We start from the raw sequence: 21,591 nt of genomic DNA on the forward strand, positions 1-21,591 counted from the left end.
AATGCAACAAGAAATTTATTTTCAAAAAGGGCTTGAATTCGTTTCGCCGTTGCCTGACCTTAGAGTCAAGAGACGCAGAAATACCAAGGGTCTCAGAGGCCTAGGCGCGTCTCCATGCGAGCAAGCTGAATAAGGATTGAATCATGCAAATCCAGGTCAACAGCAGCAACCATTTCGAAGGCAACGCCCGGCTCGACCAGTGGGTCCGCAGCACACTGCAGAACTCGCTGGAACGTTACGAAGACGACCTCACCCGCATCGAGGTTCACCTGCGCGACGAGAACGGCGCCAAGCCCGGACCGCATGACAAACGCTGCCAGATGGAGGCTCGCCCCAAAGGCCATCAACCGATTTCCGTGACCCACACCGCCACTTCGCTGGACCAGGCGGTCGATGGTGCCGCCACCAAGCTCAACCACGCGCTGGAACACTTCTACGGCAAACTGCGCAGCAAGCGCGGCGCCCTGGAACTGAGTGACCCAGACGCCTGATCGGCAACTCAAGACGCCCGGCCTGATGCCGGGCGTTTTCGTTTGTATCGATCGATGGCGCTGAACCAACAGGTAATTTCCCCGGTCAACTTCTGCATTCATTCAGCGCAGAAGCATGACCATGAACAACCCATTCGAACGAATCAGTGCTGCATTCGCCCCCGAATACCGGGTCAACCTGAGCATTGCAAACCTCGACGGCAGCATCATGCTGACCCTGTCCGACGACGCTGGCGTGGTCGCCAAGCGCCTCATCACCCAGGCCCAGCGCAATGACCCGATACGCCTGCAGCGGGTGATCGACAGCATCCGCCTGGGCCTGGCCATCGAGCACAACCAGAACCCCCTTCAGGTGCTGGCCGCGCTGACCCGTGACGCCCGCCACGAGCCGCGCCATTTCATCGCCAACTGAGGGCTACTTGCCCTCCTCCACTTCCTTGCCGCTGGCATCCAGTACCTTGGTCGAGGGGTAGCGGTACGAGGCGTAGCGCACCACCAGGATCGCGAACGCCAGCAACAGGATGCCACCGCACAGGTACAACAGCCCTACGTCCGGCGCCTTGTGGTGCGAGACGTCGCCGATCAGCAGGCGGGTCAGCGCGGTGATGGCCACGTACAGCAGGAAGCGGATCGGCATGTGGTTGGTCTTGAAGTAGATACCGACCATCGCCCCCAGCTCCAGGTAGATGAACAGCAGCAGGATGTCATCGACACTGACCCCGCCCTTGCCGAGCATGTCGAGGAACGTCATCACCGCCGCATAGGCCGTGATCGCGCCAATGCCGAAAAGCGCCAGGTAATGGAATGCCTCGACGCACAGGTTTCCCAGCGAGTCGGCCGAGCCGTGCAGACCCTTTCGCAGCTTTTCTGCCCATTTGATGTTCACGATGTTCCATTCCCCGATACGTCTTGAAGGATGATGCGTCACCGGTGTGACGCTTGTGCCATGCAGTTAAAGGGCCAGGCCCCTGCCTTGGAAGGCGACCGATTGCCGCAAGGCACCTTGAGGCGTGGCAAGTTGCATGAGCTGGAGACGTTGCGGGCTTTGCTTGAGTCGGCACTGGTTCAGGTGCAGATGCCCGCTGGGCCTCGGACTTTGCACTGAGATTTGAGTGTTGCGTTGTCTGGGCTGGCCTCTTCGCGGGTAAACCCGCTCTCACAGGATCTCCACAGGCCTTGAGGTAGATGCCGTACCTGTGGGAGCGGGTTCACCCGCGAAAGGGCCCGGATGGCCAAGGCGCTGATGGATGATGCTGAGTTGGGCATGAAGCAGTAAGCCCTCTGCACCACGCTACAATTTCTGCTTGCGAAGCAATCAACATTGCCATTACTGTATATAGATACAGTAAATCGAAACGCAACCAGCAAAAGGCATAGAGGTGATGAATGGCCGTCGAAGTGGTGTACCGCAGCAGCCGCGACCCGGAGCGCTTGTTCATGGATAAGGCCGAAGCAGACCGTCACGACAAGATGCTCGAACTGGCCGAGCGCCTGGCCGAAGTACTGCACAAGGCAGTGCCCTCGCTGAGCGAGAAACAAGTCGAGGAAGCCGGTATCTACATGGCCAAGAACCGCGATGTATTCGCCCGGGCGTTCAAGAGCCAGCCGGATGCGCTGGCCGAGTTGCTCGAAGCGCCAGCGGCCGAGTAATTGCCTGCACTGGCCTCATCGCCAGCAAGCTCCACGGGGGGTACATGGCTTGCTCCATTGCTCAGGTCACCTCATTACCCTGTAGGAGCAGCCTTGTGCTGCGAAGAGGGTAGTTGAGCAACAGATATTCTTCGGCAGTAATGGCCTCTTCGCAGCGCAAGGCTGCTCCTACAAGTCGGCGCGCCAGGGGTGGGCGCTGGCTTGCCGGCGAGAGGGCCAGTGCAAGAACACAAATTACATCAGCCGTAGAGCAACCGCTCCGCCAGCATCTGCGCCACCCGCGCCGGCGAGCGCTTCTCTGCCTGCGCATGGCCAAACACTTCGGTCAGCCGTGAAGGTATCCGCGCCAGGTGCGCGGTGATGGTGCCCAGGTCTTCGCCACGATGGGTAAGTGCCACGTAGATCAACCCACCGGCATTGATCACGTAATCGGGCGCATACAGTATCCCGCGCGACTCCAACTGGTCGGCTACCTGCAAGGTGGTCAGCTGGTTGTTCGCCGCCCCCGCCACGGCCGCACAACGCAACTGCATCACGCTCTGCCCGTTCAACACCGGCCCCACACCGCAAGGGGCAAAGATGTCGCAAGGGGTACTGATCAACGCATCGTTGGTCACCGGATGGGCATTGAACTGCTCCACCGCCAGCCGCACTCGTCCAGGGTCCAGATCGCTCACCAGCAGGTCCGCCCCTGCCGCATGCAGTTGCTCCGCCAGCGCATAACCGACATTGCCCAGCCCTTGCACCGCAACCCGAAGCCCTTGCAGGTCATCACTGCCAAGGCGGAACGAAGTGGTGGCACGAATGCCGGCAAAAACCCCCATCGCCGCATGCGGTGAGGGATCACCCGAGGCCGTGGTGCTGGTCACATGCGGTGTGCTCTGGGCAATGCAGTCCATGTCCAGGGTCGAGGTGCCGCTGTCCACGGCGATGATGAAGCGCCCTTGCAAGGTGTCGATGAAGCGGCCGAAGGCCTCGAACAGCGCGGCACGGTTTTCCACATGCGGGTTGCGCATGATCACCGCCTTGCCGCCCCCCAATGGCAGGCCAGCCAGCGCCGCCTTGTAGCTCATACCCTGGGCAAGGCGAATGGCGTCTGTCATGGCGCTTTCATCATCGGCATAAGGCAGGTAGCGGCAACCGCCCATGGCGGGGCCCAACTGCTCGCTGTGGATCACCACCACAGCCTTCAGGCCGGTAGGCGGATCGGTGAACAAGTGCAGCGACTGGGTACGGGTGCTTTGCATCAGCGCGAACATCGACAGGCTCCCCTACGAGGTGCTCTTTCCAGTATAGGCACGGCCCTTGGGCTGGTAGCGCCGCCGGACCACTGGACGAAACCGCGCGCCACGGCTAATACTCAAGCGTGTGTGGAGAAGCCCCATGAAGCCACGTCAAGCCTGCCTGGCCTGCCTGGAACGCGAGCCCGTCGCCCTGCTGGAAGCCGCATTATGGATTGCTGCCGAGCACGACCGAAGCGTCGAGCCCGCGGCCAGCCTTGCCAAGCTGCATGACCTGCAGCGTGAAATAAGCACCAATCTGCCGATGCTGCCGCTGTGCGAACTGGCACAGCCACTGCTGCGCCAACTCAATGCCCTGGGCTTCCAGCAGGATGAATATCACCCGCTGCGCCCGCATGCCGCGATGATGGACAAGGTGCTGCAACGCCGCCGTGGCCAACCACTGACACTTGCCATCCTCGCCCTGGAACTAGCCCGGCGTCTGTCCATACCCCTTGAGGGCGTAGGCTTCCCTGGCCATTTCCTGCTGCGCGTGCCGGGTGCCGATCACCTGCTTGACCCCTGTGGCGGCCGGCGTCTCTACCCCAACGACTGCCGTGAGCTGCTGGCTCGCCAGTTCGGCCCGCATGTAGCGCTGACTGCCGAGCACATGCGCAGTGCCAGCCCGCTGCAGATGCTGCAACGCCTGTCACGCAACCTGCGCCAGTTGCATATAAGCAACGACAACCACCTGGCGGCACTGATCGATGCAGAGCGGGTCATGCAACTGGGCCCGGTGCAGGTCAGCGACTATGTGACTCGCGCTTCGCTATACCAGCATCTGGATTGCCCGCAGGCCGAGCGCTTTGATCTGGAGCATGCGTTATTGCTGACAGAGGACCCGGTCCAGCGCCTGAAGCTTTCCGAACGTATCGGCAAGCTTCCGGCGGCGAACCGTTCCATTCACTGAGCCGGGCTGTCCGGCTGCTGCGCTGGGTGGGCCTGGGCAAACGCCGGGTGCCCCGCCGCCAGGGCGGCAACCCGCAGGATGCGCGGGAAGCTGTCGAGGTCGATGTTGAAACGTTCGGCCGCGTACAACTGCGGGATCAGATAGACATCCGCCAGGCCCGGCTCATCGCCGAAGCAGAAGCCATGATCGCCTATCAGTTGCTCAACTGCCGCCAACCCTTGGCTGATCCAGTGACCAATCCACTGGTTGACCTGGCTTTCGTCCTGGCCGGCCTGGCGCAGTCGGTTGAGCACGCTGACGTTGTGCAGCGGGTGGATGTCGCAGCCGATGATCGCCGCCACGCCCCGCACCTTGGCACGCGCCTCGGCCGTGGCCGGTAACAGCGCAGGTTGTGGATAAACCTCTTCCAGGTACTCGATGATCGCCGGCGACTGCACCAGCAGCTCACCGCCATCGGTACGCAACGCCGGAACGCGCCCCTGCGGGTTGACCGCGACATAACCCGCGCCGCGCTGTTCGCCCTGCAGCAGGTTGACCGGAAGGGACTGGTAACCCAGCCCCTTCAGTGCCAAAGCAATGCGTACCCGGTAGGACGAGGTGGAACGGTAATAGGTGTACAGCTCCATGCCCCTGCCTCCTCAGTTGGCCGCGACGACCTTGCCGCGGCATTCGCCGAAACCGATGCTGGCCACGCCATCACGCACGCAGCGGGCACGCAGGATGATCTCGTCGCCGTCTTCGAGGAACTTGCGCACCTCGCCACTGGCCAGTTCCACCGGGTGCTTGCCGCCTTCGGTGATCTCCAGCAGGCTGCCGAACGAACCTGGCGTGGCGCCCGACAGCGTGCCCGAACCGAACAGGTCGCCCGGTTGCAGCTGGCAGCCGTTGACGCTGTGGTGCGCGACCAGCTGCGCCACGGTCCAGTACATGCTGCGGGTGTTGCTCAGGGTCAGGCGGTGCGGGGCGAGGCCCTGCTCGCGCATGCGCTCGGTCAGCAGCAGTACCTCGAGCTCGATATCGAATGCACCAGCGGCCTGGTCGCGCTTGTCCAGCAGGTACGACAGTGGCTGCGGGTCGCCTTCCGGGCGTGACGGCTGGGCACAGCGGAACGGCTCAAGCGCTTCGGCGGTAACTACCCAAGGCGAGATGGTGGTGATGAAGCTCTTGGACAGGAACGGCCCCAGCGGCTGGTATTCCCAGGCCTGGATATCGCGCGCCGACCAGTCGTTGAGCAGGCACAGGCCAGCCACGTGCTCGGCGGCATCGCCTACCGGGATCGCCTGGCCAATGTCGTTGCCCTGGCCGATCCAGATACCCAGCTCCAGCTCGTAGTCCAGGCGCGCGCAGGGGCCGAAGCTTGGCTCGGTGTGCCCGGCCGGCAGAGTCTGGCCCTTGGGCCGGCGCACATCGGTGCCGGATGGGCGGATGGTCGAGGCGCGGCCGTGATAACCGATCGGCACGTACTTGTAGTTGGGCAGCAGCGGGTTGTCGGGGCGGAACAGCTTGCCCACGTTCTTGGCGTGCTCGATGCCCACGTAGAAGTCGGTGTAGTCACCGATCTGCGCCGGTACATGCAGCTGGCAGGCGCTTGCCGGGTACAGGGCGGCCTGCAGCGCCGCCTGGTGTTCGCTGTGCTCGCCCAGCAGCACCAGCAGGCGCTCGCGCAGGGCAACGCGGGCATTGCGGCCGAGGGCGAAGAATGCGTTCAAGACCCCACCACGGGTGGCCTCGACAGCGGCCTTGGCGGCACCATCGAACAGGCCGGCGGCCAGCACCGCCTCCAGGTCGAGGATCGCGTCGCCGATGGCCACGCCACAGCGCTTGGCTTCACCCGGCCGGCTGAAGATGCCCAACGGCAGGTTCTGCAGCGGGAAGTCGCTGTGCCCGTTGGCGTGCTCGACCCAGCTACGGGCAATGGCGGTCTGATTCATGGGTTATCTCCGGTTCGGGTTGAAGGTGCTCGGCAAGGTGGCCCAGCAACTATCGTAGTCGGCCTGCAACTGCGGGCATTCAAGGGCTTGCAGGCTCGGGCGCAGCACCTGGCTGGTCTCGAACATGAAGGCCATGGTGTTGTCGATCTTGTGCGGTGCCAGGTCGGCAGCAATAGCCTTTTCGCAGGTTTCGGCGTCGGGGCCATGGGCGCTCATAACCCCGTGCAGCGAGGCGCCACCCGGCAGGAAGCCCTCGGCCTTGGCGTCGTAGGCACCATTGATCAGGCCCATGAACTCGTTCATCAGGTTGCGGTGGAACCATGGTGGACGGAAGGTGTTCTCGGCCACCATCCAGCGTGGCGGGAAGATCACGAAGTCCATGTTGGCCATGCCATGCACGCTGGTCGGCGAGGTCAGCACAGTGAAGATCGACGGGTCCGGGTGGTCGAAGCTGACCGTGCCGATGGTGTTGAAGCGACGCAGGTCGTACTTGTACGGCACGTTGCTGCCGTGCCAGGCGACCACGTCCAGTGGCGAGTGCTGCAGTTCGCAGGCCCAATGTTCGCCCAGGAACTTCTGCACCAGCTGCACCGGGCCATCGGCCTCTTCGTAGTGCGCCACCGGGGTGAGGAAGTCGCGCGGGTTGGCCAGGCCGTTGCTGCCAATCGGGCCCAGGTCCGGGATGCGCAGCGGCGCGCCGTGGTTTTCGGCGATGTAGCCGCGGGCCTCGCCGTCGAGCAGTTCGACGCGGAACTTCATGCCACGCGGGATGACCGCGATTTCCAGCGGCTCGACTTCCATCACCCCCAGTTCGGTGGCAATGCGCAGGCGGCCCTGTTGCGGCACCAGCAGCAGTTCACCGTCGGCGTTGAAGAACACCCGCTCCATCGACCGGTTGGCGCGGTAGATGTAGATGCTCACGCCGGCCGGTTTTTCCGCAGCGGCGTTGGCCACCATGGGCAGCCAGCCCTCGATGAAATCGGTCGGTTCGACGGGGATCGGCTGGGGGTTCCAGCGCAGGCGGTTGGGAGTGATGGGCCCCAGCGGGCCGGTCAGCGGCTGACGCGCCAGGCGTTCGAAACGCGGGTGCAAGGCAGACGGACGAATACGATACAGCCAGGTGCGGCGCAGCTCGCTGCGGGTCATGGTGAACGCCGTGCCCGAGAGCAGCTCGGCATACAGCCCATAGGGCGCCTTCTGCGGCGAGTTCTGCCCGACCGGCAAGGCCCCTGGCAGCGCTTCGCTGGCAAACTCGTTGCCGAAGCCGCTGAGGTAGTGAAGGTCGGGTGACGTATCGTGATTCATCGATGCCTCCGGGCTCTGGCCGAGCCGTTGCTGGCAGCTGGCTGCTGGCCCGGGGCGGGGTGGCAGCGCGTCTGCATTGTTTTTATCGTAATCAGATTACGAATAACGTAATTTGCTACGGGCAATGCGTCAAGCTATAAAGGCGCGACTCGACGAATCCGGAAGAAGATGTCCATGGCCAAAGCCAGCTCCCCCGCCGACAACGGCAAGCAGAAAGTCCGCTCGGCGGAGGTCGGCACCGACATCCTCAAGGCCCTCGCCGAGCTCTCCCCGTCCACCTCCCTGTCACGCCTCGCGGAACATGTGCAGATGCCGGCGAGCAAGGTGCACCGTTACCTGCAGGCGTTGATCGCCAGCGGTTTTGCCGAACAGGATGCGGCCACCAACCATTACGGCCTGGGGCGCGAGGCACTGCGGGTGGGGCTGGCGGCGCTGGGCAGTATCGATGTGCTTAAGATTGCCGCGCTGCCGTTGTCTCAACTGCGCGATGAACTGAACGAGAGCTGCTTCGTTGCCGTGTGGGGCAACCAGGGCGCGACAGTGGTCAGCATCGAGCCGGCAGTACGCGCGGTCACCGTGGTAACGCAGATCGGCTCGGTACTGCCGCTGCTCACTTCGTCCACCGGGCTGGTGTTCGCCGCCTATCTTCCCGAGCGCGAGACCGTGGAGTTGCGTGACCGGGAACTGGCCGCCCTGCAGCACAGCGCCGCCGACTACCAGGCAGTACTGGCGGGCATTCGTGAACGTGGCCTGCACCATGTGCACGGGCTGTTGATGCCGGGCGTGGATGCGCTGTCGGCCCCGGTGTTCAATGCCATGGGGCAGATCGCCGCGGTGATGACGGTGGTCGGGCCGACCTCGATCTTCCATGCCGACGAGCATGGTCCGGCGGCGCAACGGTTGCTGGCAGCAGCACGGGAAACCAGCTGGCGCATGGGCTATTCGCCCGCCAACTGAGCGCCTTCGGCACTATTGCCCGATACGTAAAGGTGAATGTCATAAGCGGCTATTTTTCCTGCAGGATCAGGCGCTTATTCTTACCTCACTGGCCGGCATGAAGGGCTCTCCCCCCCGCCTTTCAGGCCTGCGAGGTTCACCGACGTAGATTTTGAAGCTCCTTGATCTGACGTCTCGATTGGCCGCTGCGGCTTGCAGCGGCCTTTTTTATTTGCCCTGAAAATTTCTCCGCCTGTGCTGGCCTCTTCGCGGGTAAACCCGCTCCCACAGAGATATCACTACCCCAGGGGCTTGTGGTGTACCTGTGGGAGCGGGTTTACCCGCGAAGAGGTCAGCACAGGCATACAAGTTTCAGCCCAGCGGATACTTCTGCAAGTTGGCCATCATCTGCTGCAACGCCTGCAAGCTGTCCTGTGGGTGCACTGCCCCGTCGAAGTCGCCAATCCGTGCCCAGTTCTCGGCCACCTGCTCCGGAGTAAAGCCTTCACGCGGATCGAAGCCTACCCCCAGGCTGCGCTCCCAACGCACCTTGCCCACCCAACCGCCACCCACTTCGAACAACTCGCCACTGCCCTGGCACTGCTCGCTGCCCAGGTACACAACCAGCGGGCTGACCAGCTCAGGTTTGAGCCGCTCGAACACCTGGGGCGGGATCAACCCTTCGGTCATGCGGGTGCCACCCGTGGGGGCGATGGCGTTGACCAGGATGCCATGCTTGCGCCCTTCGATCGCCAGGGTACGTGTCAGCCCATACAGGCCCAGCTTGGCCATGCCGTAGTTGGCCTGGCCGAAGTTGCCGTAGATGCCGGATGTGGAAGCGGTGAAGATCACCCGCCCCCAGTTCTGCTCGCGCAGGTGCGGCCAGGCGGCGCGGGTGACCTTGTAAGCCCCCTCGACATGCACCTGATACACCTGCTCCCAGTCGCTGTCTTCCATCTTGTGGAAGGTCTTGTCACGCAGGATGCCGGCATTGTTCACCAGCACATCGACCCGACCGAAGCTGTCCAGGGCCTGCTCGACAATACGCGCGCCGTGGCTGACCGAATCATGGTTGGCAATGGCACTGCCCCCGGCAGCGCGGATCTCCTCTACTACCCGGTCGGCGGCGGAGGCGCTGGCACCTTCACCGTGGGTGGAGCCGCCGAGGTCGTTGACCACCACCCGCGCACCACGGGCAGCGAACAGCAGCGCATGGGCACGGCCCAGGCCGCCCCCGGCTCCGGTGACTATCACCACGCGATCTTGCAGACAGACAGGCTCGCTCATGCTCATGGCTCCAGGCAGGTTCAGGTAGGCCGAGTGTCCGCCGCCAGCAGCGGGTGGACAATCAAGCTCACGCAGGCTGAATGCCTGGCAATAACGCAGCACGATGGTTATGGGGCCGCTGTGCGGCCCATCGCCGGCAAGCCCGCTCCCACACCAACCGCGCCGGCCTCCAGGCCTGCGCTGTACCTGTGGGAACCGGCTTGCCGGCGATGAGGACCTGTCAGGACCACGCCACTTTCTGCTGGAAACAGCTCAGCGGTTGTTCTCGAAAGGCCAGGTAATGGCGCAGCACCTGCACCGGCGCTTCGGTATGCGGGTAATGGCCGATGCCCTGCAACTGCACGGTGTCCGGCTCCGGCACCAGTTGCCGGTAGCGCTCCACCATATGTGCGCCGGAAAGCGGGTCGACCACGCCATTGATGAAACGCAGCGGCACGCCTTCGTGCTGCATCGCGCCAACCCAGCGGTCCCGGTGCAACCTGCGCTCTGGCATGTAACCCACCAGCTTGTGCAGGATGCGCGTGCCACGGTTGGCGGCTATCAGGCTCCAGAAGTCATCCAGCGCACTTTCACTGGGGTGGGTGCAAGGGCCGTAGACCTGGGTCACGTTGCGCACCAGGTCGTCGCGACCGAACGAGCGCCCTACCAGCCAGCCCAGGCGGCTGAGCAACAGCTTCTGTACCAGCAGCATGCGGCAGCTTTCGGGGAACAGCCCGCTGTTCAGGAACACGCAGCTGGCAATGCTGGCGCGCTGTTCATGATGCCGCGCCAGCATTTCCTGGGCCACACTGCCGCCGTAGTCATGGGCCAGCAGATGCACCGGCTGGTCGACCTTCAGCTCGGCGAGCAAAGCCTGCTGCAGGTCGGCCTGCTCCATCAGGCTATACACGTGATCGACCGGTTTGGCCGAATCGCCAAAGCCGAGCATGTCACAGGCGATAACCCGGAAGCGCTGGGCCAAAGGCCCCCAAAGGTAGTGCCAATCCCAGCTGGCGGTGGGGAAACCGTGCAACAGAAGCAGGGGCTCTCCTTGCCCTGCGGTCCAGTAGCGGATGCTCTGGCCCCGGAAGCTGAAACTCTGTCCCCGGGTACGCCAGACGCACAATGGAATTTCGGCCATGGGCATCAGAACGGTCCCGGTGAAGTGGTGTTGGTGGAATAGAGCAAGGCTGCGGTCATTGCATGTCACCTCGGCACTTACATGTGCTCTCTATGTCGAGGCTGAGTCTAGCCAGCAGCCCATCGGCTGGAACTTGCGTTGCCAGCCAGCTTGATGACTTGGCGAGTCAGTGGCACGAACGGTCAGAGGAGCACAGCCAGCAGCGGTGCCGCGAACAGGTTCAACAGCCCGGTCAGGACCATGACCAGGCCGGCCACCGAGCCCTCCTCGCGGCCTACCTCCTGTGCCCGGCTGACACCGGCACCATGGGCGCCCACGCCGAACAGCGCGCCCCGCGCCAGTGGTGTGCGCAATGGCAACCAGCGCAGCAGTACGCCGCCGAACATGGCGCCCAGTACGCCGGTGAACATCACGAACACCGCCGTGAGCTCCGGTACGCCACCCAGGTCATGGGCCAATGGCATGGCAAAGGGCGTGGTGATCGAACGCGGCACCAGCGACAGGCTGGTCGCGCTGTCCAGCGCCAACATATGAGCCAACCCCCAGGAACTGGCGATCGAAGCGCTGCTGCCGGCGACCATGCCCACCATCAGTGCCGGCCAGTGGCGCGCCAGCATGGCCCGTTGCTGCCAGATCGGCACCGCGAATGCTACGGTCACCGGGCCAAGCACACTCATCAGCCAGTGGGTGTTGCGGGCGTACTCGGCATAGGCGGTGTGCAGCGGCACGGCCACCGCCAGCAACAGTACCGGCACCAGGATCAGCGGCGACAGCAGGTAGCGCCCGCTGCGCCGGTACAACCAGCGGCTGCCCAGGTACGCCAGCAAGGTCAGGGCCAGCCAGAACAGCGGCATGGGTTCAAGGCTCATGGCGCAACCTCCAGCGGCACACCAGTTCCACGGTCAACGCGGTCACCACCATTACCATCAGGGTGCTCACGGCGATCACCAGCAGGATGCGCCAGCCCTCGTCACGGATCAGGGCGCCGTAATCGAGCAGGCTCATCAGCGCCGGAATGAAGAACAGCAGCATCTCAGCCATCAGCCAGCCTGCGCCCAGTTGCAGCATGGCTGGCTTGAGCACACCTGAGGCAAACAGCAACAGCAGCAATGCCAGGCCCATCACGCCGCCAGGAATCGGCCAGCCCAACCAAGTGGCAAGCTGGCCACCGAGCAGGAACAGTGCACAGAGGATCGCCAGCTCGACGAGCAGGCGCAGGGCTTTTTTCAACAACGCGGGTTTCATGGGGGGTTCCTCTACAGGCCCTCATTTTAAGATTTGGCTGCCTAGGCCAGAAGCGAATTGTTAGACTGAACACCATTCCAGAATGGAATTGTGATCATGGAATTCAAACAGCTGCGCAGCTTTATCGAAGTGGTCCACCGCGGCGGTTTTACCCAGGCGGCGCAAACCCTGCACATCAGCCAGTCGGCGGTGAGCAAACAGGTGGCCCAGCTGGAGCAAGATGTGGGCCAGCCGCTGCTGGAGCGCCAGGCCTCGCAGTTGCACCTGACCGCTGCCGGGCGCATCGTCCTGGAGCGCGGCGAAGCCTTGTTGCGCCAGCGTCAGGCATTGCTCGGCGAACTGGACGACCTCAGCCAGATGGGCCGCGGCGAACTGCGGCTGGGCCTGCCGATGCTGGGCAGCGACGCGCTGTTCGCCGGGTTGTTCGCCGAATATCGGCGGCGTCACCCGAACATTGCGATCCACTTGCTCGAAGGTGGCAGTCGCAGCATCGAACAGGCGGTCAGGAGTGGCGAACTGGAACTGGGGGGCAGCCTGACGCCCAGTGACGAGGCGTTCGACTACCAGCCGTTCTGCAACGAGCCAATGGATGCACTGTTGCCTGCCGGGCACGAGCTGGCAGGCCAGGAAGTGGTAGATCTGCGGCAGCTGGCCGATACGCCGTTCCTGCTTTACCAACGCAGCTTCGTGCTCAATGACCGGCTGCTGAAGGCGTGCCAGCAGCAGGGCTTTACCCCCAAGGAAGGCGGGCGCAGTGGCCAGGCGGACTTCCTTGCGGCGCTGGCGGCAGCGGGCCAGGGCGTGGTGCTGCTGCCCCGTGTGGTGGCGAAAGCGCTGGAGCGCCCCGGTGTGGTGCGCTTGCCGCTGCGCTCGCCGGCGGATTTGCGTTGGGATATCGCGTTCATCTGGCGGCGCGAGGCGTATCTGTCACGGGCGGCGCAGGCGTGGTTGGCACTGGTGAGCGAGTGGCCGGTGCTCGGCAGCAAGGGATGAGTTGCCCTTGCCGGCCTCTTCGCGGGTAAACCCGCTCTCACAGGAACACCACAGCCTCTGAAATCTGTGCAGTACCTGTGGGAGCGGGTTCACCCGCGAAGAGGCCGGTACAGGCGAAAAATACCCGTCAGGCTTTAAGTGTACTCACCAACTCAGCCAACCAAGGCTCTGCATCCGCCTCCGGAGTCACCGTCTCGCTGGCATCCAGGCGCAGCATCGGCTGCACTTCGCGCACGCCCAGTTCGGCAAACAGTTCGCGCATCTGCTCGCCACCACCGCAATAGGTATCGCCATAACTGCTGTCACCCAGCGCAATCACCGCACCCGGCAGGCCACGCCAGGCCGCAGGCAGGGTATCGCGAATGCTGCAATACAACGGCATGAGGTTGTCCGGCAGTTCGCCCATGCCAGTGGTCGAGGTCACGGCCAGCAAGGCGTCGGGGGCGAAACCTTCAAGGTCCTGCAAGGTGGCGCGCGCCGCATGCCAGGCCTCCAGGCCAGCAGCCTTGAGCAGCGATTCAGCGTGACGGGCGACTTCTTCGGCGGTGCCGTAGACCGATCCGGAAATAATGGCGACTTTCATCGGGTAGAGGATTCCGAAACTGAGTGAAAACGTAGGATACTAGCATCCGGCGCTGGCAAAAGGCCGCCTCTACCAAAGTCACCATCCTCAACCCTGCTTCGCACCTTTGTTCACTCAATGGCCCGAACATGATCAATGCGCAACTACTGCAATCCATGGTCGATGCGTCCAACGACGGCATCGTGGTCGCCGAACAGGAAGGCGACGACACCATCCTCATCTACGTGAACGCGGCCTTCGAACGCCTGACCGGCTACAGCCGTGACGAAATCCTCTATCAGGATTGCCGCTTCCTGCAGGCCGACGACCGCGACCAGCTTGGCCGCGCCCGCATCCGCAAGGCCCTGGCCGAAGGCCGCCCGTGCCGCGAAGTGCTGCGCAACTACCGCAAGGATGGCAGCCCTTTCTGGAACGAACTGTCGATCACCCCGGTAAGGCACGATGCCGAACAGCGCACTTACTTCATCGGCATTCAGAAAGACGTCACTCGCCAGGTCGAACTGGAGCGGGAACTGGCAAAACTGCGCGTTCGTCAGAAACCCGACGAACGCACCTGAACCAAGTTCGCCACGCACGGTCAATCCCGTTGAAGAAATCGCCATCGAGTTCGATCATGCAAGCAGAAGCGCTCCTGACCCAGGACGAGCTGGATTTCATACAGAACATGCAGCATTCGCCGCAGTTGAACCTGGCCGACCCCATGTCGAGCCTGCTGGTCAATGGCGACCACCGCATCCAGAGCTTGCTCACCCGCTTGGTGGCCAACGAGCAGGTAACCCTGCAGGCCCAGTTCAACAACCAGCAAATCAGCTTCCCGCTGCAACTGGTGGAAGACGAGTTCCACGCCCTGCACCTGCAACTGGGCTCACCGGAAATCTACGAGGACGGCCCCATGCTGCGCCCCTGGCGCCTGTCGATGGAGAAGCCGAGCGCACTGCTCGATGCCCATGGGCAGGAAACTGGCCTGTGGGTTCGCGAGATCTCGTTCAAGGGTACATTGCTGGAAGTCCGTGGCCTGCCAGCGGCACCAGCCCACTTCGAATTGCGCTTCGCCCCTGATGGCATCCCCCCCATCGAACTGCATGGCGTGCTGGGCCGGCGCATCGGCCCGGACCTGGCAGCCTACGACCTCAGCCAAAGCCCGGCCGAAGAGATCGAACGCCTGCGCGACTACATCCTCCAGGCCCATCGCCGGGCCCACCCCGAGCTACACACTCAGGTATCGAACTGACCGGCCAGAAACTGCCGCAAACGCTGGCGCATCACGCTACCCTGCGCACCCAGGCAAGCGATCGGGCTGCCAGCCAGGCTGTCCTGTGCCAGTTCCGCCGCTTCACCCGCCAGTAACAACGGGCATTCCAGCCCTGCCACCAGGCGCGTCAGCCGCCGTGTGAGCTCCGCCGTGGGCGGCTGATGGGAAAACAGCACCAGGGCATCCGGTTTCAGGCGTTCGCAGACCAGCGCCAGTTCTGCCAGCGGCTGCCCGCTCGCCAGTGGCGTCACGCCAACTTCATCGCTGCCCAAGGTCAGGCTGGTCACCAGCAAATCCAACTCGTGGCACTGCCCCGGCAATGGCGCCAGCAGCACCATGCGGCTGCGCGGCGCACGGGCGAGTTGCAAGCGGGTATACACCCGGCCACGCAGGAACTGATCGAGGAACAGCCACTCGCTGGCCTGCCCGTAGCCGCCCTGACCGGCCGCCAGGTCATGCCACACCGGCATGAACACTTCACTGAATACCTGGTCCAGGGTGCAGGCGGCAAATACCTCGTCGAACAGGCGGTCCAGGCCGACAAGGTCAAAACGTTGTAACGCCTGGCGAATCTGCTGCTGCCAGCGCCCCCAGGCGCCCGTCACGCCACCTGCCTGCCCGGCACGGGCATGGTCGCGCGCGAGGATGCTGGCAACCTTGCTTACCGCCACGCCGCGCTCCAGCCAGCCAAGGATGCGGCGGATGTCATCGATGTCGGCCTGGGAATACAGGCGGTGGCCGCTTTCGGTGCGGGTTGGCTGGATCAGACCGTGGCGGCGCTCCCAGGCGCGCAAGGTCACGGCATTGACGCCGGTCAGGCGGGAAACCTCACGGATCGGAAACAGGTCCTGCGCGAGGCCCGCATCGATTACCGGATTCAGTCCCTGTTCGTTCATCTGCACGGGGTTCCCTGTGTGTCCAAGTTGAACACCTAGTCTACTACGGCAATACCAGACGCTGGGGCGCAACCGTTTGCCGGCTTACAGTTGCCGAAGATCGCAGATGGGCGATAATCCGCGCCCGATTCTTGCATGCATGCCTGTGTCGCCCACCACCCCGGGCCACTCAGCCAAAGGGGCCGGCTACCCGCCAGCCCCGTTGCCAGGAGATACACGATGTCTACCCCACCCGTCACCTTGATGGTGTCGCGCCGCGCCGCCCATGGCCGCTACCAGGACCTGCTGGCCTGGTTGCATGAAGGCGAGCAGCTAGCCACCGACTTCCCCGGCTACCTTGGCTCGGGCATCCTCGCGCCCCCCCGCGACAGCGACGAATTCCAGATCATCTTCCGTTTCAGCGACGAGCCGACTCTGCATGCCTGGGAACATTCCGCCTCGCGTCGGGCCTGGTTGCAACGCGGCAACGGCCTCTTCGAACGCCCCAAGGAAGCGCGCGTGAGCGGCATCGACGACTGGTTTGGCACCAACATGGTGCAAAAACCACCACGTTGGAAGCAGGCTGTGGCCATCTGGCTGGCCTTCTTCCCGGTCTCGCTGGTGTTCAACCTGGTGTTCGGCCACTGGCTCGCTGCGCTGGACCTGGTACCACGGGTACTGCTCAGCACCCTGGGCCTGACGCCGGTGATGGTCTACCTGTTCATCCCCCTGTCCACCCGTTTGCTGGCCGGCTGGCTGCATGCGTCCCCCGCCCCTGCCGGCGCCCTGCGCAGCCGCTGAGGCCAGGCCGTACACGCGGTAGACAGTTCGGGTATGCTGGGCGGCAACCAAAGGACAGACAAGTTGACCGCCCCGAACATGAACAGCCCCATTCTCGTTACCGGAGCCAGCCAGCGCGTCGGGCTGGCCCTGGCCCTTGAACTGGCGCAGGCCGGCCATACGGTGGTCAGTGCCAGCCGCAGCATCCAGCCACAGGCGGCCCACCCGAACATCGTGCAGTTCCAGGCCGACCTGTGCCAGCTGGCCGATCGTCAGGCCCTGATCGACTACTTGCACAACCATTACGACGGCCTGCGCGCGATCATCCACAACGCCTCGTTGTGGCTCGACGATGGCCTCGACAACCTCGAGACCATGTTCCGCCTTCACGTCGAAGCGCCCTACCACCTCAACCTGGCCTTGGGCGACCTGCTGGCCAAGGTGGAAAAGGCCGACATCATCCACATTTGCGACGAAACCTCTTCGCGCGGCAGCAAAAGCCACATCGGCTACGCCGCGACCAAGGCCGCGTTGCAGAACATGGTGCTGTCTTTCGCCGAAAAATATGCGCCCAAGGTGCGTGTGAACGGTATCCTGCCCGGGCTGCTGATCCTCAAGGAAGGGGGTGACGAAACCTACCGCCAGCAGACCCTGAAGAAGGCCCTGCTGGAGTTCGAACCCGGCGCCGGCCCGCTGATCGAGACGGTCAGGTACCTGCTCGCCAGCCAGTACAGCACCGGCAGCCAGGTGGTCATCAACGGTGGCCGCCACCTGAAGAACCGCATGACCTGAGAGAAGCCCATGACCCCACAGCAACAGCTCGAACTCGAGGCCGCCGCGTTCCGGCGCCTGGTCGAACACCTGCAGAAGCGCACCGACGTGCAGAACATCGACCTGATGAACCTGTCCGGTTTCTGCCGCAACTGCCTGTCCAAGTGGTACAAGGCCGCGGCTGACGAGCGCCAGCTCGACCTGAGCCTGGATGATGCCCGCGAAGCGGTGTACGGCATGCCTTACGCCGAGTGGAAAGCCCAATACCAGAAAGAAGCCAGCGCCGACCAACAAGCGGCGTTCGAAAAAGGAAAACCCCGTGACTGACCTGAACACCCTGCGCGCCAGCCTGGCCAGCGGCCAACACGTGTTTGCCGACACCCTGGCGTTCATTGCCGACAACTACAGCTACCAGCCACAGGCCTTCGACAATGGCGGCGTGGCAAATGCGGCCGGGCAGAACGAAGGTTCGTGCAAGACCCTGGGCCTGGCGCTGCTGGAAGGGCTGAGCGACCAGGAAGCGCTGCTGGCCTTTGGCGAGCACTACCGTGACGTGGTGGCCACGCCCGAGGGCAGCGACCATGGCAATATCCGTGCGCTGATCAAGCATGGGCTGGCGGGCGTCAAGTTCGCCGAGCTGCCGCTTGCGCGCAAGGCTTGAGATTTTGGGGCCGCTCCGCGGCCCTTTCGCCGGCGCAGACAGCATCAACCCATGATCCTTCCTGGGACCTCACCCGCCAACCCACCCTGCTGCAACCACTGCAAGGCCACCGGCCACAAACTTTCGCGAAAGCGGTCATGGAAGAACGCGAAATGGCCAATTTCATCGACCGAGATATCCACAGGCGCAATACGCAGGTGCTGGCGCTCGGCGCCCTGCAGATAACCCAGCAAACGCTCGGTCGCCGCCACGGTACCAAAGGGATCATCGGTCAGGCTGATGGCCAGCGTCGCCGCCCGCACCTGGGCGAACGGTAGTGCCTCCAGTGCACGCCCGCTGGGTCGGTGCTCATAGCGCGGGGTACGGGTGGTCCAATCGTGCACCACGCCGGATGGCGTGTCCTCCAGCCAACCCAGACGCTTGCCGGGAAAGTAACCGAACACGCGGGTGAGCAGCGGCATTACCACATGCCACTTGCAGAACAGCTGCCAACGCTGGTCAGCCGCATAATCACGCCAGTAGGCGAATTGCGCGCCAACCATCACCACCCGGCGAACCTTGCTCGCCGACGGTGCCAGCCCCACTGCGCACCCGCCAAAACTGTGCCCCACCACGTCCACCGGCTGACCGGGGAAATGTTCTGCTGCATGCACCAGCATGGCTTCGAAATCCAGCCGGCCCCAGTCGCTCCAGGATGCCTGAAAGCCACGCAGCGAGGTCGGGCGGGATTCGCCAATGCCACGGTAATCGTAGGTCAGCACATCGCACCCCTGGGCAAACAGGTGGTCGGCGAAACGCGAGTAGTAACGGCAGCGTACCGAGGTGGCAGCATTGATGATCACCAGCGGGCGCTGGCGGTCAGGTCGGGCGTGGCGCCAGCGAAAACCGCCGAGGCTGTAGCCGTCGGCTGCGGTATGGCGAAAGGCAGTGGCGGGTTGGGTGAGGCTGCTCATGGCACATTCCCTGTCGTTGTGCGCCAAAGCTAGCAAAGATTTTATAGCCTGTACCGGCCTCTTCGCGGGTAAACCCGCTCCTACAGGTACTCCATTCCCCTCAAGTTAGAAGTGATCCCTGTGGCAGCGGGTTTACCCGCGAAAGGGCCGGTACAGGCCGACAGCGATTACAGCTCGATGCAGTCGAACTTCACATCGGTAGCCACGTCTTCGTCGTAGTTGACGTCAGCGCGCTCGAAGCCGAACAGGTTGAGGAACTGCTTCTTGTAACCGGCATAGTCGGTCAGCTCGAACAGGTTCTCGGTGGTCACCTGTGGCCACAGCGCCTTGCAAGCGTCCTGCACGTCATCACGCAGTTCCCAGTCGTCCAGGCGCAGGCGGCCCTTCTCGTCGACCTCGGCCGGCGCGCCGTCGGCACGGTACATGCGGTCGCGGTACATGCGGTCCAGCTGGTCCTGGGTGCCTTCGTGAACACCCTTCTCCTGCATGATCTTGAACACCATCGACAGGTACAGCGGCATCACCGGGATGGCCGAGCTGGCCTGGGTAACCACCGACTTCAGCACCGCCACGTTGGCGCCGCCCTTCACTTCATCGGCCAGCTTCTTGTCCAGGCGCAGGGCGGTTTCGTCCAGGTCCTGCTTGGCCTGGCCCAGCGCACCGTGCCAGTAGATCGGCCAGGTGATGTCGCTGCCGATGTAGCTGAAGGCCACGGTGCGGGCGCCTTCGGCCAGCACGTTGGCACCAGCCAGGGCGTCGATCCACAACTGCCAGTCCTGGCCACCCATGACGGTGACGGTGTCGGCGATTTCCTGCTCGGTAGCCGGCTCGATGCTGGCCTCGATGATGGTGTCCTTGTTGGTGTCGATGGCGGTCGACTTGTACGGCTGGCCGATCGGCTTCAGGGCCGAACGCACCAGTTCACCGGTCTGCGGCAGCTTGCGCACTGGCGAGGCCAGCGAGTAGATGACCAGGTCGACCTTGCCGCCCATTTCGTTCTTGATCAGCTCGATGACCTTGGCACGAGCTTCGTCGGAGAAGGCGTCACCATTGATCGACTTGCTGTACAGGCCCTCGGCCTTGGCGAACTTGTCGAAGGCTGCAGCGTTGTACCAGCCAGCGGTGCCGGCCTTGGTCTCGGTGCCTGGTTTTTCGAAGAACACGCCCAGGGTGTCGGCCTTGAAGCCGAACGCCGCGGTGATGCGGGCTGCCAGGCCGTAGCCGCTGGAAGCACCGATGACCAGGACCTTCTTCGGGCCATCCTCGCGCACGCCCAGCTTGCGGGTGGCTTCGATCTGGTCACGGACGTTGAGCTCGCAGCCCTTCGGGTGAGTCGTGGTGCAGATGAAACCGCGGACCTTAGGATGAATGATGGCCAATGTCTGTACCTCGTCAGGTTTATGCCGGGGGAAGCGCCGCCATGGGCGATTCCGGTTGATCAGAGGGTGAGACTACCCCCGCAGGTTATCCGACACATATTACGGGGTGATCTTGGGGATGCAAAACGGTGGATTACCTGTACCGGCCCTATCGGCGGCAAGCCAGCTTCCACAAAGACGGCGCAAAACTTGAGCCCTGTGAGGGACCTGTGGGACCTGGCTTGCCGGCGATAGGGCCTGTGCAGGCAACATCAATCTGACAAGAGAGCCTCTTTCAGCCATTCCAGGAACTGCCGGGCCAGCGGATCATCCTGGCTATCCCGATGCACCAGGCACGCCCACGCCGGCCCACGCACGCGCTGCGCCGACAAAGCCTGCAAACGCCCCTCCTCCACCGCCCGCCGCGCCAGCAACTGGCTGACCAGGGCCACCCCCAACCCCTCGCTCGCCGCATCCAGCAGCAGCCCGGGGTCGGAAAAGTTCAGCCCCTTGCCCTGCTGCCCCACATCCTCGCCACCCTCCAGCTGCCAGTGGCTCCAGTCCATTTCGCGCTCGCCATGCAAGGTGGTGCGCCGCGACATCGGCGTTTGCAGCAACGCCGGGTGGCAGGCCGGGTACAGCTGGTCCTGGTGCAGCACGTTGAAGCTGCACTCAGCCTGGGCACTGAGGTCATCGCGGATGGCCAGGTCAATGGTCTCGGTCGCCATGTCCGGCACTTCGAAACTGGTGAACAGCCACAAGTCGACATCCGGGCAGCGCTGGTGAAAGTCGGCCAGCCGCGGCAGCAGCCAGTGCCTGGCAAAGGCCGGGCTGGTGTTGACCACCAGTTGATTGGGCTTGCGGTACTGGTCGAGCCGGCGAATGCCCACCGCCAGGTGCTGCAGCAGCGACTGTGTTGTGCTGAGCAGGTCGTGCCCGGCGTCGGTCAGGCTCACGCTGCGGCCACTGCGGTGGAACAGCGGCTGCTCCAGGTAGGTTTCCAGGCTGCGAATCTGCTGGCTGATGGCCGACTGGGTCAGGTTCAGCGCTTCAGCGGCCTTGTGGAAGCTGCCCAGCCGCGCAGCGGCTTCGAAGCCGCGCAGGGCATTCAGGGGTGGCCAGTGTTTGAGCATGATTGATAAGCCCTGCTGATCAGATGTGCGCTAAATCTATCGTTTGTCGCAGGCCAAACCTAGCCATAGCATGGACA

26 protein-coding genes are annotated in these 21,591 nt (G+C 63.5%); 12 read left to right on the top strand and 14 right to left on the bottom strand.

The window, feature by feature from the left end:
- Positions 1 to 143 precede the first annotated feature (143 nt).
- On the top strand, positions 144 to 491 hold the full coding sequence (locus tag M1D87_RS22180; protein WP_003260689.1) for an HPF/RaiA family ribosome-associated protein: 348 nt from the start codon (positions 144 to 146) through the stop codon (positions 489 to 491).
- A 121-nt stretch (positions 492 to 612) separates the two neighbouring features.
- The gene (locus tag M1D87_RS22185) at positions 613 to 903 is read left to right on the top strand and encodes a DUF3509 domain-containing protein (protein ID WP_123084250.1); all 291 of its coding nucleotides are present in this window, start codon (positions 613 to 615) and stop codon (positions 901 to 903) included.
- A 3-nt stretch (positions 904 to 906) separates the two neighbouring features.
- On the opposite strand, the gene M1D87_RS22190 is transcribed toward M1D87_RS22185, so the two are convergent.
- Positions 907 to 1,377, bottom strand: a complete 471-nt coding sequence (locus M1D87_RS22190) for a phosphate-starvation-inducible protein PsiE (RefSeq protein ID WP_013974183.1) — start codon at positions 1,375 to 1,377, stop codon at positions 907 to 909.
- Between the two features lie 500 nt (positions 1,378 to 1,877).
- On the opposite strand from M1D87_RS22190, the gene M1D87_RS22195 reads away from it, so the two are divergent.
- Complete coding sequence (locus M1D87_RS22195) at positions 1,878 to 2,141, top strand: YebG family protein (protein ID WP_003260692.1); 264 nt, start codon at positions 1,878 to 1,880, stop codon at positions 2,139 to 2,141.
- 239 nt (positions 2,142 to 2,380) lie between these two features.
- Here the strand turns inward: M1D87_RS22195 and M1D87_RS22200 are convergent, their stop codons facing one another.
- Entirely contained in the window at positions 2,381 to 3,400 is a 1,020-nt protein-coding gene (locus tag M1D87_RS22200; RefSeq protein ID WP_015271770.1) for a Leu/Phe/Val dehydrogenase, read from the bottom strand.
- A gap of 124 nt (positions 3,401 to 3,524) precedes the next feature.
- On the opposite strand from M1D87_RS22200, the gene M1D87_RS22205 reads away from it, so the two are divergent.
- A complete protein-coding gene (locus M1D87_RS22205; RefSeq protein ID WP_013974185.1) occupies positions 3,525 to 4,331 on the top strand; it encodes a SirB1 family protein in 807 nt (268 codons plus the stop codon).
- On the opposite strand, the gene maiA is transcribed toward M1D87_RS22205, so the two are convergent.
- The 3 genes from maiA to hmgA are packed head-to-tail and all read right to left on the bottom strand — an operon-like array spanning position 4,325 to position 7,567.
- Positions 4,325 to 4,957 (bottom strand): maleylacetoacetate isomerase, encoded by a 633-nt coding sequence (gene maiA / locus M1D87_RS22210; protein WP_123084220.1) that lies wholly within the window; start codon positions 4,955 to 4,957, stop codon positions 4,325 to 4,327. The two genes, M1D87_RS22205 and maiA, sit on opposite strands and share 7 nt — an antisense overlap.
- Positions 4,958 to 4,969: 12 nt before the next feature.
- On the bottom strand, positions 4,970 to 6,262 hold the full coding sequence (fahA, locus tag M1D87_RS22215) for a fumarylacetoacetase (RefSeq protein ID WP_123084219.1): 1,293 nt from the start codon (positions 6,260 to 6,262) through the stop codon (positions 4,970 to 4,972).
- A gap of 3 nt (positions 6,263 to 6,265) precedes the next feature.
- On the bottom strand, positions 6,266 to 7,567 hold the full coding sequence (hmgA, locus tag M1D87_RS22220) for a homogentisate 1,2-dioxygenase (protein ID WP_123084218.1): 1,302 nt from the start codon (positions 7,565 to 7,567) through the stop codon (positions 6,266 to 6,268).
- A gap of 174 nt (positions 7,568 to 7,741) precedes the next feature.
- On the opposite strand from hmgA, the gene M1D87_RS22225 reads away from it, so the two are divergent.
- Positions 7,742 to 8,524 (top strand): IclR family transcriptional regulator, encoded by a 783-nt coding sequence (locus M1D87_RS22225; RefSeq protein ID WP_023661854.1) that lies wholly within the window; start codon positions 7,742 to 7,744, stop codon positions 8,522 to 8,524.
- 351 nt (positions 8,525 to 8,875) lie between these two features.
- On the opposite strand, the gene M1D87_RS22230 is transcribed toward M1D87_RS22225, so the two are convergent.
- From M1D87_RS22230 to M1D87_RS22245, 4 genes are all read right to left on the bottom strand, one after another.
- Positions 8,876 to 9,790, bottom strand: a complete 915-nt coding sequence (locus tag M1D87_RS22230) for an SDR family oxidoreductase (RefSeq protein WP_015271775.1) — start codon at positions 9,788 to 9,790, stop codon at positions 8,876 to 8,878.
- 220 nt (positions 9,791 to 10,010) lie between these two features.
- Positions 10,011 to 10,916, bottom strand: a complete 906-nt coding sequence (locus M1D87_RS22235) for an alpha/beta fold hydrolase (RefSeq protein WP_061552475.1) — start codon at positions 10,914 to 10,916, stop codon at positions 10,011 to 10,013.
- 176 nt (positions 10,917 to 11,092) lie between these two features.
- Complete coding sequence (locus M1D87_RS22240; RefSeq protein ID WP_123084217.1) at positions 11,093 to 11,779, bottom strand: LrgB family protein; 687 nt, start codon at positions 11,777 to 11,779, stop codon at positions 11,093 to 11,095.
- Positions 11,769 to 12,155, bottom strand: a complete 387-nt coding sequence (locus tag M1D87_RS22245; protein ID WP_013974193.1) for a CidA/LrgA family protein — start codon at positions 12,153 to 12,155, stop codon at positions 11,769 to 11,771. The genes M1D87_RS22240 and M1D87_RS22245 overlap by 11 nt, the downstream gene beginning before the upstream one ends.
- Positions 12,156 to 12,251: 96 nt before the next feature.
- On the opposite strand from M1D87_RS22245, the gene M1D87_RS22250 reads away from it, so the two are divergent.
- Positions 12,252 to 13,148 (top strand): LysR family transcriptional regulator, encoded by an 897-nt coding sequence (locus tag M1D87_RS22250; RefSeq protein WP_123084216.1) that lies wholly within the window; start codon positions 12,252 to 12,254, stop codon positions 13,146 to 13,148.
- Between the two features lie 127 nt (positions 13,149 to 13,275).
- Here M1D87_RS22250 and M1D87_RS22255 read toward each other — a convergent pair whose 3' ends face one another.
- Positions 13,276 to 13,731: a flavodoxin gene (locus M1D87_RS22255; protein ID WP_013974195.1), complete on the bottom strand. Its 456-nt coding sequence runs from the start codon at positions 13,729 to 13,731 to the stop codon at positions 13,276 to 13,278.
- Between the two features lie 128 nt (positions 13,732 to 13,859).
- Here M1D87_RS22255 and M1D87_RS22260 point away from each other — a divergent pair, with 128 nt between their 5' ends.
- Positions 13,860 to 14,288, top strand: a complete 429-nt coding sequence (locus M1D87_RS22260; RefSeq protein ID WP_123084215.1) for a PAS domain S-box protein — start codon at positions 13,860 to 13,862, stop codon at positions 14,286 to 14,288.
- 56 nt (positions 14,289 to 14,344) lie between these two features.
- Positions 14,345 to 14,962: a hypothetical protein gene (locus M1D87_RS22265; protein ID WP_024087734.1), complete on the top strand. Its 618-nt coding sequence runs from the start codon at positions 14,345 to 14,347 to the stop codon at positions 14,960 to 14,962.
- On the opposite strand, the gene M1D87_RS22270 is transcribed toward M1D87_RS22265, so the two are convergent.
- Positions 14,947 to 15,879 carry a MerR family transcriptional regulator gene (locus tag M1D87_RS22270; protein ID WP_123084214.1) on the bottom strand — a complete coding sequence of 311 codons (933 nt, stop codon included), beginning with the start codon at positions 15,877 to 15,879 and terminating at the stop codon, positions 14,947 to 14,949. The two genes, M1D87_RS22265 and M1D87_RS22270, sit on opposite strands and share 16 nt — an antisense overlap.
- A 219-nt stretch (positions 15,880 to 16,098) precedes the next feature.
- On the opposite strand from M1D87_RS22270, the gene M1D87_RS22275 reads away from it, so the two are divergent.
- From M1D87_RS22275 to M1D87_RS22290, 4 genes are read left to right on the top strand one after another with little or no spacing between them, the layout of a single operon-like run.
- Complete coding sequence (locus M1D87_RS22275; RefSeq protein ID WP_015271784.1) at positions 16,099 to 16,659, top strand: hypothetical protein; 561 nt, start codon at positions 16,099 to 16,101, stop codon at positions 16,657 to 16,659.
- A 33-nt stretch (positions 16,660 to 16,692) separates the two neighbouring features.
- A complete protein-coding gene (gene folM, locus M1D87_RS22280) occupies positions 16,693 to 17,430 on the top strand; it encodes a dihydromonapterin reductase (protein ID WP_052261039.1) in 738 nt (245 codons plus the stop codon).
- A 9-nt stretch (positions 17,431 to 17,439) separates the two neighbouring features.
- Complete coding sequence (locus M1D87_RS22285) at positions 17,440 to 17,736, top strand: DUF1244 domain-containing protein (protein WP_003260708.1); 297 nt, start codon at positions 17,440 to 17,442, stop codon at positions 17,734 to 17,736.
- Positions 17,729 to 18,070 (top strand): HopJ type III effector protein, encoded by a 342-nt coding sequence (locus M1D87_RS22290; RefSeq protein ID WP_003260709.1) that lies wholly within the window; start codon positions 17,729 to 17,731, stop codon positions 18,068 to 18,070. Before M1D87_RS22285 ends, M1D87_RS22290 begins: the two co-directional genes overlap by 8 nt.
- A 44-nt stretch (positions 18,071 to 18,114) precedes the next feature.
- Here the strand turns inward: M1D87_RS22290 and M1D87_RS22295 are convergent, their stop codons facing one another.
- The 3 genes from M1D87_RS22295 to M1D87_RS22305 all read right to left on the bottom strand — a co-directional run bounded on the left by M1D87_RS22295 (position 18,115) and on the right by M1D87_RS22305 (position 21,514).
- Positions 18,115 to 19,023: an alpha/beta hydrolase family protein gene (locus M1D87_RS22295; RefSeq protein ID WP_123084212.1), complete on the bottom strand. Its 909-nt coding sequence runs from the start codon at positions 19,021 to 19,023 to the stop codon at positions 18,115 to 18,117.
- 167 nt (positions 19,024 to 19,190) lie between these two features.
- The gene (fabV, locus tag M1D87_RS22300; RefSeq protein ID WP_023661196.1) at positions 19,191 to 20,402 is read right to left on the bottom strand and encodes an enoyl-ACP reductase FabV; all 1,212 of its coding nucleotides are present in this window, start codon (positions 20,400 to 20,402) and stop codon (positions 19,191 to 19,193) included.
- Positions 20,403 to 20,653: 251 nt separating this feature from the next.
- Entirely contained in the window at positions 20,654 to 21,514 is an 861-nt protein-coding gene (locus M1D87_RS22305; protein ID WP_075046364.1) for a LysR substrate-binding domain-containing protein, read from the bottom strand.
- Positions 21,515 to 21,591 lie beyond the last annotated feature (77 nt).

Source organism: Pseudomonas sp. SA233 (assembly GCF_054792385.1).